The sequence below is a fragment of the Chryseobacterium sp. CBo1 genome (genome assembly GCF_001693475.1).
In the GTDB taxonomy this organism is placed as follows: Bacteria; Bacteroidota; Bacteroidia; order Flavobacteriales; family Weeksellaceae; genus Chryseobacterium; species Chryseobacterium formosense.
In genome coordinates, this window is record NZ_MAUH01000045.1 from 136,234 (window position 1) to 153,332 (window position 17,099).

At 34.4% G+C, this 17,099-nt stretch carries 12 protein-coding genes; 4 read left to right on the top strand and 8 right to left on the bottom strand.

All coding sequences use genetic code 11. The features are described 5' to 3' along the window. Window positions 1–55 precede the first annotated feature (55 nt). Window positions 56–1,174, top strand: a complete 1,119-nt coding sequence (locus tag BA768_RS17320; RefSeq protein WP_065721779.1) for an FAD-dependent monooxygenase — start codon at window positions 56–58, stop codon at window positions 1,172–1,174. 34 nt (window positions 1,175–1,208) lie between these two features. Here the strand turns inward: BA768_RS17320 and BA768_RS17325 are convergent, their stop codons facing one another. The 6 genes from BA768_RS17325 to BA768_RS17350 form a co-directional block, all read right to left on the bottom strand. Next, the gene (locus tag BA768_RS17325) at window positions 1,209–1,682 is read right to left on the bottom strand and encodes a DUF3347 domain-containing protein (protein WP_034676006.1); all 474 of its coding nucleotides are present in this window, start codon (window positions 1,680–1,682) and stop codon (window positions 1,209–1,211) included. Between the two features lie 98 nt (window positions 1,683–1,780). After that, window positions 1,781–4,009 carry a TonB-dependent receptor plug domain-containing protein gene (locus BA768_RS17330; protein WP_065721780.1) on the bottom strand — a complete coding sequence of 743 codons (2,229 nt, stop codon included), beginning with the start codon at window positions 4,007–4,009 and terminating at the stop codon, window positions 1,781–1,783. Between the two features lie 43 nt (window positions 4,010–4,052). Continuing rightward, a complete protein-coding gene (gene kdsA, locus BA768_RS17335) occupies window positions 4,053–4,862 on the bottom strand; it encodes a 3-deoxy-8-phosphooctulonate synthase (protein WP_034676000.1) in 810 nt (269 codons plus the stop codon). Between the two features lie 214 nt (window positions 4,863–5,076). Then, window positions 5,077–5,601: a DUF1697 domain-containing protein gene (locus tag BA768_RS17340; RefSeq protein ID WP_065721781.1), complete on the bottom strand. Its 525-nt coding sequence runs from the start codon at window positions 5,599–5,601 to the stop codon at window positions 5,077–5,079. Between the two features lie 106 nt (window positions 5,602–5,707). Next, a complete protein-coding gene (locus BA768_RS17345; RefSeq protein WP_065721782.1) occupies window positions 5,708–7,198 on the bottom strand; it encodes a hypothetical protein in 1,491 nt (496 codons plus the stop codon). A gap of 89 nt (window positions 7,199–7,287) precedes the next feature. After that, window positions 7,288–10,773, bottom strand: coding sequence for a DUF2723 domain-containing protein (locus BA768_RS17350; protein WP_065721783.1), 3,486 nt, complete (start codon window positions 10,771–10,773; stop codon window positions 7,288–7,290). Between the two features lie 222 nt (window positions 10,774–10,995). On the opposite strand from BA768_RS17350, the gene BA768_RS17355 reads away from it, so the two are divergent. The 3 genes from BA768_RS17355 to BA768_RS17365 all read left to right on the top strand — a co-directional run bounded on the left by BA768_RS17355 (window position 10,996) and on the right by BA768_RS17365 (window position 15,713). Next, window positions 10,996–12,033: a PLP-dependent cysteine synthase family protein gene (locus BA768_RS17355; RefSeq protein WP_034675990.1), complete on the top strand. Its 1,038-nt coding sequence runs from the start codon at window positions 10,996–10,998 to the stop codon at window positions 12,031–12,033. A gap of 77 nt (window positions 12,034–12,110) precedes the next feature. Then, on the top strand, window positions 12,111–13,382 hold the full coding sequence (locus BA768_RS17360) for an aminotransferase class I/II-fold pyridoxal phosphate-dependent enzyme (protein ID WP_177225344.1): 1,272 nt from the start codon (window positions 12,111–12,113) through the stop codon (window positions 13,380–13,382). Between the two features lie 135 nt (window positions 13,383–13,517). After that, the gene (locus BA768_RS17365; RefSeq protein ID WP_065721784.1) at window positions 13,518–15,713 is read left to right on the top strand and encodes a B12-binding domain-containing radical SAM protein; all 2,196 of its coding nucleotides are present in this window, start codon (window positions 13,518–13,520) and stop codon (window positions 15,711–15,713) included. Window positions 15,714–15,888: 175 nt separating this feature from the next. Here the strand turns inward: BA768_RS17365 and BA768_RS17370 are convergent, their stop codons facing one another. Beyond that, a complete protein-coding gene (locus BA768_RS17370; protein ID WP_065721785.1) occupies window positions 15,889–16,719 on the bottom strand; it encodes a hypothetical protein in 831 nt (276 codons plus the stop codon). A 79-nt stretch (window positions 16,720–16,798) separates the two neighbouring features. Then, entirely contained in the window at window positions 16,799–17,083 is a 285-nt protein-coding gene (locus BA768_RS17375; RefSeq protein WP_034675985.1) for a FoF1 ATP synthase subunit delta/epsilon, read from the bottom strand. Window positions 17,084–17,099 lie beyond the last annotated feature (16 nt).

Here is a 17,099-nt window from a genome sequence, read left to right on the forward strand (position 1 = left end):
ATATTGAACTTTCACATTATAATATCGTGTATTCGTGGCATTTAAAAACCAATTAATGAATCAAATCTCAATCATCGGAGCCGGAATCGGCGGTTTAACTTTAGGAAATATTCTCAAGCAACACGACTTAGATTTTACTATTTATGAATCTGCGTCTGAAATAAAACCTGTCGGAGCCGGAATTATGATGGCAGTGAATGCAATGCAGATTTTCGACAAATTAGGTTTAAAAGAAAAAATTGAAAGTAAAGGAAATAAAATTCACGGAATATGTATTGCCGATGAAAAGCTTAAAACCATTTCTACGACGAATGTTTTGGCTTTAGAAAAGAAATTCAACTCCTGTAATGTTGCCATTCACAGAGCTGAGCTTCAGAATATTTTAGCAGAAAATTTAGGTTTTGAAAATATTCAATTAAATCATTCTTTGAATCAAATTAAGAAGAAAGAAAATTATATTCTGAAATTTGAAAATGGTTTTGAAACAGAATGTGAAATCGTTTTCGGAGCCGACGGGATTCATTCTAAAGTCAGAAATCAAATTTTAGGAGCCGGAAGTATCAGAAATGCCGGACAAAAATGTTGGAGAGGCTTAACCGATTTCAATCTTCCGGAAAAATACAGTCATCATGCTTTGGAAATCTGGGGCAAAGGAAAACGTTTTGGTTTTGTAAAAATTTCCGACAGAAAAGTGTATTGGTACGCCTTGGTCAATGAAAATAAATTTGAAGAAAAAATTGATTTGTCTGAAACATTCCGAGACTTTGACTCGTTGGTTTTAGAAATTTTAGAATCAACCCAAAAAGAAAATATTATTCTGAATGATATTGTCGACCTCACTCCTATTCCAAAATGGTACGCAGAAAATACTTGTCTGATTGGTGATGCTGCTCATGCAACGACTCCAAATATGGGGCAAGGCGCTTGTCAGTCGATTGAAGATGCTTATGTGATTGGGAAATTACTGGAGAAAAATCGAAATTTTAACTCGATTTTTGAAGAATTTCAGAAAATCAGAAGAAAAAAAGTAGACTATATCGTTAAAAACAGCTGGACAATTGGGAAAATATCGCAATGGGAAAAGGGAAATCAACTGAGGAATTTTCTCATGCGTTCGATTCCTGAAAGTATCAATCAGAAAATGGTTGAAAAAATTTTAAAACTGGAGCTATAAAAAAAGAAACTCAAATTGAGTTTCTTTCTATAATTTATTCTATTTCAGATTTTACAGAGCCGCATTTTAGCATTGAACTTCCATAATATGGATTGATAATCTGTTTTTCATTACTCAGCCAACTTCCTTTTGCCATCGGACAATACTGTACGAAAATGGTTTTGTCTGAAATTTTATTTTCGTGAGCAATAGAAATCATGACTTCAGATAATTTATAAAAAGGTTTTCTCTGCGCTTCAATATTTTTCGCCAAAGAAATTGTTTTCGCATCAGATTTTAAAGCGTTCAGCTTTTTCTCATCCAAAGATTTTGAATTTATCGAAGAAGCTGTTTTCATAAATTCTCCGGCTGCAATTGACGTTTTCTTAAAATCATCAGACGCTAAGGCAGATTTTATAGCAATATAATTCTGATATAGTTTTGATAGTTGAGGATTTGTTTTAGCCTGCGCAGTTACCGACAAAAAGGTAAATATTGAAAACAAAAAAGTAATAATATGTTTTTTCATTTTTAATTTAGCAAATTATTATTTTTAAAAATGCCACGAATGCACAAATGTTTGATTACTCCATCTCAAAATCATTCGTGCATTCGTGGCATTAAATATTATTTTATTTTAAATTCTAATTTTACATTAAAGAATCTTCCCGTCAAACGCACCGGAACAGGATACATCAAACTTGTATTGGCATCGGTAATCCATTGATTGGCCACCGTATTGTTGATATTAAATGCATTGAAAACCTGAACTCCTAAAGTCAGCTCTTCAAAATTACTAAGAAAACCGTACGTTTGTTTTTTCTCTTTTGCATCTACAAATGCATAAGAAAGTCCTAAATCTACCCTTTTGTATGAAGGCAAAGTTTTCTGATACTGATAAGGATCTGTGAAAACCGGAGCTCCGTTTGGCAATCCCATTGCATACGTTAACGTAAGATTTACACGCATTTGCGGGAATCTTGGCATATAATCCTGGTAGAACATTGCAAATCTGAATCTTTGATCTGTAGGTCTCGGAATATTTCCCCTGTCATCAATATTTTCATAAACTCTCGCATAACTTGCAGAAAGCCAAGAATCTACCCCCGGAACAAACTCTCCGAATAATCTTGTATCAATACCGTAAGCATAACCGGTAGCATTATTTTTTCCTGAATAACGGATTCTTACATTATCCATATAATACGGAATCAGGTTATCCATTTTTTTGTAATATAATTCCGTCGTTAATTTAAATGGTCTGTCTTCAAACTCAAATTCATATTCATTAGCTAAAATTGCCTGTATTGATCTTTGAGATTTAATGTTCGGATTAAAATTACCATTCAGATCCTTTATTTCTTTATAGAAAGGAGCCTGATAATAAATTCCTCCCGATAATCTGAACCACATTTCGGAATCCCAATCAGGTTTGATCGCAAACTGGGCTCTTGGTGAGAAAATCGTTTCATTATTAAAACTCCAATGGGCAACTCTTGCACCACCATTTACCAAAACTTTACTTGCGCCCCAGAAAAACTTCTGAGAATATTGTGCATAAGCCGATAATCTCGTTGGCTCAATGTGATTGTTTCCGGCAATACTGTAGAATAAATCTAAATCTGATGCATCAGGAAATCTCGGGTCATCAATTGGTCTTGGTGTGCTGTAACCAGAAGAATCTACAAGCTTCCATTCGTTTGTTAAATCCTGAAGATTTTCTTTTTCATATTTAAAACCTAATTCGATGTCTGTATTTACATTAGGTGAAAAACGTGTTCTGAACTGTGCCCCATAAGTTCTTACAAATAAATCGTTTCTTGCATGTTCGATTTGTCCGCCCACGTCATAAGAAGTAATCGGGTTTCCTGTAATCGGATCGAAAGTCTGCAAAATATAGCTCGAAGCAATAGAATAATATTCTCGTTCACGATTCTGATACGCAAAACTATCCAATGTAAACCTCCATTTATCGGAAGCTTTGTAGTTTGCAGAAACCGTACCCATCATATTTTTATACTGGTCATTTTCTTTACCGTTATAAAAAACAGAAAGATTGATCGGTTGATTTATCGTCCCGAAATCAACACTTCTTTCTTTAGGAAACATTTCGTAATCATTCTTAGAGTAATATCCGATGAATGATAATGAAAGTTTGCTGTTTACATGATAATTCAGATATGACTGAAAATCATAATAAACCGGATTAAAATCGGTGTCTTCATTTAAAGTATTCAGAACCAGATTGGTATTTCTGTATCTTCCTGAAAATAAAGCGGTAAATTTTTTATTTCCGTTTTCATCTTCTTTTCCTGTTGCAAAACCTGTTGTCAATCTTCCGCCGATTAAACTCGCTTCTCCGGAAAGTTCAAACTTTTTGGGTTCACGATAATAAATATTTAAAGCAGAAGACATTTTATCACCATATCTCGGTTCAAAGCCTCCCGCAGAGAAATTAACGGTAGAAACCATATCCGGATTGATGATACTTAAACCTTCCTGTTGAGAATTTCTGATCAGGAAAGGCCTGTAAATTTCAATATCATTAATGTAGATAAGGTTTTCGTCATAGTTTCCACCACGTACCATATATTGTGAAGAAAGCTCGGTATTGGAGTTGACAGACGGAAGCGTTTTAAGCAAACCTTCCACACCGCCCGAAATACTCGAAACATTCTGAGCATCTTTAGCTGAAATTCTTACTGCGGTAACGTCGTTTGTTCTCCCGGTGACTTTTTTCTGGAAAACAACTTCCTCAATACTGGTAACCCTTGTCGTTGTGGTATCTCTTTTTCTTGATTGAGAGAATACTAAAACCGGTACTATAAGGCTTAGTGGTAAAACTAGTTTTTTCAAAAGGAATTATTTAGAATTTCTAAAATTAAGTATTTTTTAACAATTATAGTATAGATTCTCTAACTCTTGTGAGTTTTTGTAATAAATCTTCCAATAAATCTAATCTTAACATATTGGCTCCGTCAGAAAGTGCCGTTTCAGGAGTTGGGTGCGTTTCAATGAAAATTCCGTCTGCTCCGACTGCAATTCCTGCTTTGGCAACGGTTTCGATAAGATCCGGTCTTCCTCCCGTAACTCCTGAGCTTTGGTTGGGCTGTTGCAGAGAATGCGTTACATCCAAAATTACCGGAGCGTAGTTTCTCATCGTAGGAATTCCTCTGTAATCTACAATCAGATCTGTATATCCAAAAGAATTTCCTCTTTCGATAATCGCTACTTTTTCATTGTTTGAATCTGTTATTTTCTGAACAGCAAATTTCATCGATTCCGGAGAAAGGAATTGCCCTTTTTTCAAGGTGACACATTTTCCTGTTTCAGCTGCAGCGACCAAAAGATCTGTCTGACGAACCAAAAAAGCAGGAATCTGAAGAACATCCACATATTGTGCAGCCAAAGCAGCGTGCTCATTTTCATGAATATCTGTAGTCGTAGGAATATTAAAAGTCTCCCCTACTTTTTTAAGGATTTCCAGAGATTTCTCTTCGCCGATTGTCGTAAAAGAATCTACTCTGCTTCTGTTTGCTTTTTTAAAACTTCCTTTAAATATATAAGGAATATTGAATTTATTCGTTAGTTCAATTACTTTTTCAGCAATTCTCAATGCCATATCTTCGCCTTCAATAATGCAAGGACCGGCAATCAGGAAAAAATTTTTTGAATCTTTGTGGTGTATGTTGTCTAAATGTTGGATCATTTTTATTTTAATTAAAGTTGAGTAAAAATACTGAGAAAGTTCGGAAATCCGAAATCTTTAACAGACAATGGTTATAATAGTTTTGATCTTTTGGATTGAATTTATTTTGTAAAAATCCTTTGTCGGTTTGTCGCAAATTAAACAGATTGCGCAGATTTTTTTAACTTTTTACACTAAATTGAACATAATCTGCCAAATTGGTGATAAAATTTAATTAAAACTTTTTAAGAATCTTCTCAAAAGTATTGATATTTCTGCTGGTAAACTGATCTTTCAGGCTTTTTTTGCCTAAAACCTTTCCAAAGTTTGAATCTAATGTACTACCTTTCGGAACCTGCCAATAGAATATATTGCTGACGATCTCTGCTTTTTCGTTTTCTGTTTTCGTTGCGTTTTCAAATTCTTTCATCAGAATATCTTCCACACACTCGTTTCCTACGAAAGCGTAGATATGAAAATCAACATTTTTTTCAAAAGGATTTTGAGTCCAGAATAATTCTGTTTGCTCTGAATTTTTTACAAAAAGAAATGCTTCGTAATTAAAATATTCAGACATTGCCTTTTCAAGAATAACTTTCAATTCTTCTGCATTTTTGTCAGAACCGAAAACAATATTTCCGGAAGCTAAAACAGAACTTACATTTTCCATTCCGGCATCCTTAAAAACCTGACAGACATCTGCCATTTTCATGTTGGTTCCTTTTACATTGACGCCGCGGAGAAAAGCACAGTATTTCATGAGGTTAGGTTGAGATTTAGGTAGAGTGTTTTAGAATTAGAATTTTAGAAAGAAAATATACATCAAGCTGTAAACTTCCAGCATCCGACATCCATCTTCCAGCCAATTATTTCTTTATTTTTTCGTACAAATTATAGTCTGTTCCTGAAGGTTTCAGTTTATAAATTTTTTCTAAAACCGGATATTCGCTTTTCAGATGATCTTTAATTCTGAATTCATTCAGGAGTCTGTAATGCGTTTTATAATATTCGGCATCAGAACCTTCGAAAAGATTTCTATAGGAAAGTAAATATTTTGGTTTTCGGTTTCTAACGGTATTTATCCAGTAGTTGGGTTTCTCTTTTTTAATTTCTTCCTGAATTTGCTTATCTACAAGACCTACTTCATCAATTGTCTTTAATCCTGAGAAATACGGGACATAACCAGCAGGCTCAAGCAAAATCCACTGTTTTTTATCTTTTTCATAAAGATTTAAAAATATTCCTATTGATCTTCTGTAATTCCATTCTCCGTTTCCTGTTGCGATAGAATGTATTGTCTGGAACGCTAACATTGGTAAAATATAAATTAAAATCAATAAAGTCAGCCAAAGATTTCTTTTTACTTTCTGTTCCAAAACAAAGATCAAAACCGGAACGAAAAGTAAAATCTGCGGAACCCAATAATACCAATCGAAAAGGCTTTTTTGTGAAATAAAAATGACCTGTTTCGACCATGCGAAAAGAAAAATAATCCATAAAAAATAGTTTCTTTTTTCTCTCTGTCTGATTAAATAAATAAAACAAAGCAGTTCAAAAAGTAAAATAACAATTGTGATTGGATTGAAATTTCCGGACAGCTTCAGCATTCCCCAGAAGTTCCCATAGTTTAATTTAAAATATTCAAAATTCTGCTGCATTGTGAAAGTCTGGTCATAAGCCAGTTTTTTAGCAACAATCGTATTATTTACCCATTCGCCAAAATAAAACCAATTGAATGAAACACAGATCGCAACACCTAAAATACCACCCAAAATGTAGCTCCATCTGATTTTCCTGTTCCAGAAAATATCTACTAAAAATATAATCCCTAGAAAGATCACCGTATCGATTCTGGTAAATAAAATGAAAGCCGGAAGCAAAAGAAAAGCCCATTTTTTCTCTTTTTTAAAACCGTAGTATAATAATGTCATTTCAAGAAAGAACAGAATTCCATATTCCATTCCGAGAATTGAAATCTTGATGGATGGCGGTAAAAGTCCGAATAATAAAATGAAAATTGCTTTGTGCCAATTGTTTTTAAACAAAACATTAGACAGAAGTAAGCTACCAATTGTAAACAGCGTTGTATTAAAAATAAGCAGCGGCTCTATAAAATTTTCTTTGCCAAAAATCAGATTGAAAATATAAGAAACAAATACATACAAATGTGTTGTAGAAGCTGAAATTTTGGTGGCTCCGTTGAAACCGATCACTCCGTAATCCATTAAATTCTGGGCAACTCTCCAGGTAATAAAAGCGTCTTCCTGAATGTGATGCGTCAATAAAAAATAAAGTTTTGCAATAATTGCAAAGAATACAGCGTAGATTGGGAGATTCCTGTGTTTAGCTTCAGCCATTGTGCGTTTTTTAGTTGACAAATATAATCCTAAATTTCAGGAATATCAACATAAAAAAACGGAACCGAAGTTCCGTTTTAGTATTGATTTTATTGTGTTGCTTTGATAATTGCCGTTGTGATCTGATCTTCTTTTTCTTTTGAGTAAGTAGAATCAAAAGGTTCCATCACATCAAATAAATATTGGTAGAAAGGAGTAATCTTTTGAACATTTTCAGATTCTTTCATCGCTTTTTCTTTGCCTAATTGCTGAAGATCTTTGATGAATACATTGAACTTTTTATCGATTGGCTCAATAGACTTCACAAGGTAAGCGTAAGCTTTATTGTCTTGTCCAAGCTTTTTGTAAGCATCCGTAACCGAACTTACAACAAGCGAATATTCCATCGGTTTCGATCTCATCTGGCTTCCTGCAAATCGTTGCTCAGATTTGCTTAATGAAAGATAATAATCATATTCTTCGAAAATACCTTTTTTAAGAACTTCTGCAAGTTTCAATGCTTTTTGTTCCTGCCCTGCAATAATATATCCGTAAACCATAGAGCTCAATGAACGAGGATCATTGTATTTTTCGGCAGGAATTTCTCTTGAAGCAAGATCAAGAAGCTCAATCGCTTTTGCTTTTTGTCCTGATAATGCTAAAGCTGCTGCTGCTCTGCTTGCTGAACTTCTGTAGCTCATGATATTTGAAGTAGCAGTTTCATCGAAATGTACATTTAAATCTTTAAAATTACCCCATTTGAAATTTTTCACCACGTTGTATAAAGAATTTGCATCTACTCTTCCCATTTCTCCATCTGCACTTCTTGGCGTACGAATCGGAACCAATCTGTAACTGAATCCGTCAAACTGAAGATATTCTTCCAGGTAGAAAATATTTTCTTTATCATAAACACCGCCTGATGAGAAGTTGATTGGTCTTTTCCAGTCGAAGTTTGCCAGAATATCAAACATCATCAGATTGTTCTTATATAAAGTCCCTGCTTTATAGTCTACCACAATCTGATCAACAGTATTCGGAAGATCTGCAGCACTTATGATTCCAGCTTTTACAGCATTTGCCTTGTTTACAGGAATTACAAATTTATTTACAGGTAAGAAGTTGTATTTTTCGTAACGTTCTTCACCGAAGATCATTTTTAAAACTTCATCTTTTTCAGGAGATTTAATTTTAATAAAATCCATCGCTTCTTTTAAAGTCATCGAATCCTGAGTGAGATATTTCTGGAACGGCGCCATCATCGATTCCGGAGCTCCGGCTTCCTGAAGGTTTGCGATAATGTTTTTCCAGTCGTTATTTTTCATCAGATAGATCTGGTCATTCACACCATCTCTGTAATCTTCGTGACTAAGCTGACTAGGAATTGCATTTGCATTGTATGTTTTTCTTTTTACCTGATCGATATTCCAAGGGGTTGAAAGCAACGTGAAGTTAACCACTTTCACGTCATCACGGAATCTTTCAGTTTCCTGCATTGCCCAAACCGGATAGGTATCGTTATCACCATAAACAAATAAAATATCTTCTTTCGGTAATGATTTTAATACTGAATAAGAATAATCATAAGCAGTATATCTGTTGCTTCTGTCATGAACATTATAGTTCTGGAAGCCCATCATCAAAGGAACTCCCAACAAAATGGCTCCGAATGCAATATTTGCTCCGTTTGATTTTACTTTAGACTGCAAAAACCAAAGAATTGCGGCCGCTCCCATACCAATCCATATCGCAAAGGCATAGAATGAGCCGACCATTGCGTAGTCTCTTTCTCTTGGTTCAAATGGTTTTACCCCGGTGTAGAAAACAATTCCGACACTTGTTAAAATAAATAATGAAAGAATTGCATAAAATCTTCCGAAATCTCGGCTAAATTGGAAATAACATCCCAAAACTCCCAAAATCAAAGGTAAAAAGAAGAATGCAACGGTACTTTCATTTTTAAATTTCGCTGGCATTGCATCCTGATTTCCCCAAAGTGCGTTATCGATAGGTGCAATTCCGGAAATCCAGTTTCCTTGTGTATTTTCACTGTGCCCTTCAAGGTCGTTTTGTCTTCCTACAAAGTTCCACATCAAATATCTTAAGAAATAATATCCATTTTGGAAAGAGATAAAATAATCCATATTCTGCATAAAAGAGGGCTTTTGTACAGTAATCAGATTATAAGGTCTCACCTGAAGATAATCTGCAGCTGTGATCGACCCGTCTTCGTATTTAGTTCTTAATTCATCAAAAATCTGCTTAGCTTCAGGGCTGTCTGCAACATCTTCATTGGCATAATTAAGTTGAAAATCCGGTGCTCCGTACATAGAAATGTAATTTGCCATTACATCTTTATCATCGTTGAACATTCTCGGCATTAAGCTCACATGAGATTTATCGAAAACATAATTAAAACGCTCACTTGTTTTTCTGTACGTTCCTGTTTTTTCGTCTTTTTCGTAAACTTCTCCTTTTTTTGTTGTTTTAAAGCTTCCGTCTTCATTTTTCTGAATTCCGTTTGCATCAAGGAATGCTGTATAGTTTTGTCCGTAAATTGTCGGCCAGTCACCATATTGTTCCCTGTTGTAATAATCAAGCATTCCGATGGCAGTATCCGGATCGTTAAGGTTCATCGGCGGGTTTGCATTTGCCCTGATCGGAATAACCATCCAGCAAGAAAAACCGATTATCATATAAACAACCGATAAAGCTACAGTCTGATAAATATTTCTTTTTGCCTGTCTTGCATATTTTATAATGAAATAGCAAAGAGCAACCATAGTAATAAATCCTGCAATCGTTCCTGAGTGGAAAGGAAGACCTAAACCATTCACGAAGAATATTTCTAATTTTCCGAATAATGACATGATTACCGGGAAAATAATTTTAAATACAATAATTAAAATACCTAAAGTAATGAGGTTTGCCCAGAGGAAATTTTTCCAAGTAAAGGTATAATTTCTTGCATAATATACTAAACACACAGCAGGTATTGCCAACATACACATCATGTGAACCCCGACAGAAAGTCCAAGAATAAAGAAGATCAAAATAATCCATCTTTCGCTGTCTTTCTCAAGATATTCGTTTTCCCATTTAGTGATTAACCAAACTAAAAGCGCAATAAACATTGACGCCATCGAGTAAACTTCACCTTCTACCGCAGAAAACCAGAATGTATCTGAAAAGGTAAAACATAAAGAGCCGATAAGTCCCGCAAAAAGAATGGAAATCTCCTGATGTTTTGTGATTTCTTCAAAATCTTTGTTCAGAAGTCTTCTTACGAAATGAGTAATCGTCCAGAACAGAAACAAAATAGTAAATGCGCTGAATAATGCAGACATTGCATTGATAACGATTGAATAATTTTCACCCTTCCCAAAAGCAAAAATGGCAGCTACTGCTCCCACGATCTGAAATAAAGCGGCTCCCGGAGCGTGCGTTACTTCTAATTTTACTGCCGAAGAAATGTATTCACCGCAATCCCAAAAACTAAAATTGGGTTCTATGGTCGATAAGTACGTGAAAAATGCAATGACGAAAGTCACCCATCCGAGAACGGTGTTCCATTGCCTAAAAGTCCAGTTTTTCATATAATAAAATCAATTATGCGAAAATAAGGTTTTTAGATTAGTTTATATTGTTTTTAACAAAATTTAAAAAATTTGGCGTGCTTTTTGTCGGCTTCCGTTGGCTGAAAGTAAAAATAAATCACGTATTTATATAATTAGCGAACTTATAATTGACTAAAAGTTCAGAAATTATTTATTTTTTTGTATTTTTGCGGACAGATTTTTATTGAAAAATAACAAATAATGAGTAATGTTTACGATAATATTCTTGGCTTGATTGGGAGCACTCCTTTGGTAAAACTTAATACCGTAACAAAAGAAATTCCTGCAACCATTTATGCCAAGTTAGAATCATATAATCCTGGACATTCCACTAAAGATAGAATCGCACTTCATATTATAGAAAACGCTGAGAAAAAAGGTTTATTAAAGGAAGATTCTGTAGTTGTAGAGACCACTTCCGGAAATACAGGTTTTTCACTGGCTATGGTTTGTATCATTAAAGGATATAAATGTATTTTGGCAGTGAGCGACAAAACAAAACCTGAGAAAATTGCTTATCTGAAAGCTCTTGGTGCTACAGTCTATGTATGTCCTGCGAATGTACCTGCGAATGACCCAAGATCATATTATGAGGTAGCAAAGAGAATTGCTGCTGAAACACCTAATTCTGTATATATCAATCAATACTTCAACGAATTGAATATTGATGCGCATTATCAGACGACAGGTCCTGAAATCTGGGAACAGACACAAGGTAAAATAACTCACCTTTTTGCTTGTACAGGAACTGGTGGAACTCTATCCGGTTCTGCAAAATTTTTGAAAGAGAAAAACCCTGATATTAAAATCATTGGGGTTGATGCAGACGGATCCATTCTGAAAAGCTATCACGAAACAGGAGAAATTCATAAAGAAGATGTACATCCTTATCAAATCGAAGGAATGGGAAAAAATTTAATTCCTTCTGCCCTTTTGTTTGATAAAATTGATGAATTTGTAAGAGTAAATGACGAAATGTCTGCTTACAGAACCAGAGAAATTGCATTGAAAGAAGCGATTATGGGTGGTTACACAACTGGTGCGGTTACTCAGGGATTGATGCAATACGCCAATTCGCATCAGTTTAACGAAAATGATCTTGTTGTTTTGATCTATCCTGATCATGGTTCAAGATACATCACTAAAGTTTATAGTGATAAATGGATGGCTGAACAAGGTTTCGTTAATAATTGTTTCCACAATTATGATGAAGTTTTCAAAACAGAAATCATCAAATAACAATTTAAAAAAATACAAAGCAAGCCTTTTTTGTCATTCACAAAAGGCTTTTTTACTTAAAAATTACGAATATAATGTTGGATATTTTTGAAAGAATAAAAGAAAATCCAGGGCCTCTGGGACAGTTTGCAGATTATGGTGAAGGTTATTTTATTTTCCCGAAATTAGAAGGTCCTATCGGTCCGAGAATGCAGTTTCAGGGAAGAGAAGTGATTTTCTGGAGTGCCAATGATTACCTGGGAATGTGTAATCATCCTGAAGTTTTGGAAGCAGATGCTAAAGCTGCAGCAGAATACGGAATGTTTTATCCCATGGGTGCAAGAGCAATGTCCGGTGAAACGCATCAGCATTTGCAGTTGGAGAAAGAACTGGCAGAATTCGTGCAAAAAGAATCCGCATATTTATTAAACTTTGGTTATCAGGGGATGGTTTCTACCATCGATGCTTTGGTAAGCCGGAATGATGTCATTGTTTACGATGTAGATTCTCACGCTTGTATTGTAGACGGTGTAAGGCTTCATGCTGGTAAAAGATTTACTTACAGACATAACGATATCGAAAGTCTTGAAAAAAATCTTCAGAGAGCAACAAAAGTAGCTGAAGAAACAGGTGGTGGTATTTTGGTAATTACTGAAGGCGTTTTCGGAATGAGAGGTCAACAAGGTAAACTAAAAGAAATCTGTGACCTTAAATCAAAATATCAATTCAGACTTTTAGTTGACGACGCTCACGGGTTCGGAACACTCGGTAAAACAGGAGCCGGAGCCGGAGAAGAGCAAGGATGTCAGGATCAGATTGATGTTTATTTCTCAACTTTTGCAAAATCAATGGCTGGCTTCGGGGCTTTCATTGCAGGAGATAAAGAAATCATCAGATATTTGAAATTCAACTTAAGATCTCAGATTTTTGCTAAATCTTTAACAATGCCAATGGTAATCGGAGGTTTAAAAAGATTAGAATTGCTAAGAACAAGACCGGAAATCAAAGCTAAACTTTGGGAAAATACCAATAAATTACAAAACGGACTTAAAGAAAGAGGTTTCAACATCGGTGATACCAATACTTGTGTAACTCCGGTAATGATGCAGGGAACTCCGGTGGAAGCGACTTTACTGGTAAAAGATCTTAGAGAAAATTACGGAATCTTCACCTCTGTAGTGGTTTACCCTGTAATACCTAAAGGAATGATTTTACTTAGACTAATTCCTACAGCTTCACATACAGATTCAGAAATCAATGAAACATTGGCTGCCTTCGAAGCAATTCACGATAAACTGGTTAGCGGATATTACAAAGATCAGGAAAAGCAATTGTTATCAGAACAAGGTCTAAGTTTCAAAGAAATTTAAAGACTGATCAAAATTTCTTGATAATTATATTTGCCACGAATCCACGAATCTTATATTTGTGAATTCGTGGCAAAAATTTATTAAAACTGAAAGCAGATTCATCACATATTAAAATAAATTTGTAAAAATTTTCTTTTGAAAGACATTCTTCTTATCACTCCGCCTTTCACGCAGCTCAACACTCCTTATCCGGCGACAGCTTATATCAAAGGTTTTCTGAACACCAAAAATATTTCAAGCTATCAGATAGATTTAGGGATTGATGTTATTTTGGAATTATTTTCCAAAAAAGGTATCCAGAGAATTTTTGATAAAGAAATTGATGTACAAAATGTTTCAGAAAATTCACAGCGAATTTTTGCTTTAAGAGAAGAATACTTAAAAACCATCGATCAGGTAATTTCATTTCTTCAGAACAAAAATCCTACCTTGGCAAGACAGATTTGTTCGATGAATTTTCTTCCCGAAGCCTCCCGATTTAATCAGCTTGATGATATGGAATTTGCCTTCGGAAATATGGGACTTCAGGATAAAGCTAAACATCTGGCTACCTTATATTTAGAAGATTTATCTGATTATATTGTTGAAAACATAGATTCCGATTTCGGATTCAGCAGATATGCCGAAAGATTAGGGAAAAGTGCCAATACTTTTGATGAATTGTATCATAAATTACAAAGTGAGCATACTTTTATTGATGATTTTACTTTAAAGATTCTTCATGAAAAATTAGAATTGGTTCAGCCAAAATTAGTATGCTTTTCGATTCCGTTTCCGGGAAATTTATATTCTGCTTTTCGTTCAGCAAAATTTATTAAGGAAAATTATCCGTACATCAAGACGGCAATGGGTGGCGGTTTCCCAAATACTGAATTAAGAGAAATTAAAGACCAAAGAGTTTTCGAGTTTTTTGATTTTATTACTCTTGACGACGGTGAACTTCCGATTGAATTGGTGTATGAAAATGTTTGTTTTTCTGAGCCAAGCCAAGAATCTAAGTTTAAAAGAACATTTCTTATTGAAAATCAGGAAGTTGTTTATAAAAATAATTCTACAAGACATGATTATAAACAATCGGATATTGGAACTCCCGATTATACTGATTTACAATTAGATAAATACATTTCCGTTATAGAAATTGCCAATCCGATGCACAGTTTATGGAGCGACGGAAGATGGAATAAACTTACCATGGCGCATGGTTGCTATTGGGGAAAATGTACTTTCTGCGATATTTCTTTAGATTATATCAAAATTTACGAACCCATTTCTGCCAAGATTTTGGTTGACAGAATGGGAGAATTAATAGAAACAACCGGCGAAACCGGATTTCATTTTGTAGATGAAGCTGCACCACCCGCTTTAATGCGTGAAGTTGCTTTAGAAATTTTACGAAGAAATCTGGTCGTAACCTGGTGGACGAATATTCGTTTTGAAAAAAGCTTCACTCAGGATTTATGTTTTTTACTAAAACTTTCCGGCTGTGTTGCGGTTTCTGGTGGATTGGAAGTTGCGAGTGATCGGTTGTTAAAATTAATTGACAAAGGCGTTTCGGTAGATCAGGTTGCAAAAGTGACCAGAAATTTTACGGAAGCCGGAATTATGGTTCATGCATATCTCATGTACGGCTACCCGACTCAGACTGTTCAGGAAACGGTGGATTCTTTGGAAATGGTTCGTCAGCTTTTCGAAATGGGAATTTTGCAAAGTGGTTTTTGGCACCAGTTTGCAATGACCGCACATTCTCCGGTTGGACAAAATCCTGAAGAGTTCGGAGTAATCCCGCTAAAACAGGAAATAAAGTTTGCCAACAATGATATTGACTTCAGAGATAAAACCGGAATCGATCACGGAAAATTTAGTTTTGGTTTAAAAAAATCGCTTTTCAATTATATGCATGGAATTAATTTTGAAATTCCACTACAAGATTGGTTTGATTTTAAAATTCCAAAAACTACAATTCACCCGGATTATATTCACGACAGTCTCCTGAATGAAGATCAATTTAGTTTTAAAGCAAATTCTAAAATTGTTTTTTTAGCTAAAAACGTAATCGCTGAGAATTACATAAAAACAAAAAAACTTAACTCTTGGGCGTACACGAGAATTACGTTCCATTTAAAAACGAATATTGTTAAAATTGAATTAGAGCAGGAAAAAGCAGATTGGTTGATAAAAATCATCTCTGAAAATACTTTTGAGAATCCAAAACGTATTACACTTCAGCAACTTAAGAATAGCTTTGAAGAATATTTTGATGATTTTGAATTATTCTGGTTTTCAAAACCAATGCAACAATTAAAGGAGAATGGAATTATTTTGAGTTTGTAGAATTTAGGTTTAGATTTAGATTTAGATTTAGGTTAAAATTAAAAAAATATATACATAATAAAAATCCTGATAACAATTTCAGGATTTTATATTTTTTAGATTTTGGCTAAAGCCGTTGAAAATTTTTAATTACAAACGGGCTAAAGCCCGTTCCTATGGAAATCAAATTATACAATTATTTTTTATCTTTTTCGACACCATCTTTTACAACTTCTCCGACTTCTACTTTTTCTCTGATTTTAATAAAATTCGGATCTAAAATTGCCATTCTTTCTGCAAGTGCTTTGTAAGTCGGAAATTTTAGAATTGAAGCACGGCCAGACATTTCTCTGTATAAAGTAAAAACTTTTCCTCCAGCTGTTGTAATTCTTTTGGTTGTTGTGCTGTATCGCCCAACCAGTTTACTTTTAGCATCATAGATTTCGATGTCTATAAAAGATTTGTCTGAAATTGTATCGTCTGCACCGAAACTTACAGGTAAATTTGTGAAATATCCGACAGGAACACCGTTACTCAAAATTTCACCTACGTTATTAACGGTAATATTCAGCTTGTCAATTTTTGTTCGGGTTGTATAGGCTTCTTTGGTTTTGGTATCGAGCTTACGTTTCGGCATATTTTTGAAAAGCTCATCCAAATTTTTAATATTAATTCCTCTTTCATCAATAATCTTCAGACCTTTGATACAGGTATAGACCGCCGATTTTTCATCCCCAGAAAATGCAGATGGCGAAATATAATCCATATCTAAAATTTTATCCCGGTTGTAAACACGATTTAGCTTTACATAACTATCTCGTACAGAATCTACTACACTTTTATCAACGAATTCCATTGTAAAAATCGGAGTTTCCTTCAGATCCATAAAAGTATATTGCCCGGATTTGCTAGAGATTTTTGCAACATGAATTCCGTCTAAACTAACAATGCCCCTCTTCGTTTTAATTAACTGAGCGTTTAGAAAAAAGCTCAAAACTGTAAAGAACATGATTAAATTTCTTTTCATAAAATCAGATTTTTACAAAGCATAAAAAAAGTGTAACAAAGTTACACCTTTCTTGAAAATATATTTAGCTATTTAGTAACTATTCACAAAGGATAATTCCTTTATCATGATTAAATTCCACAACACCGCTCTTGATCGGATAAGCATATACAGAACCTTCCTTTTCGTTTTCCTGTGTAAAGTTTTTAGCAAAAGTCTCATCCACAGATTTAGCAAAAAGCTTTACTTTACCTGCTGATAAAGAAGAAACAATTCCTGCGTGGTTTTTCATGATGTGAAATTCACCATTTTTTCCAGGCAATAACACTGAGTCTACTTCTCCTTCAAAAACTACGTATTCTGGTGTTAAAATTTTTATATTCATAGAAACAAATTTGAAA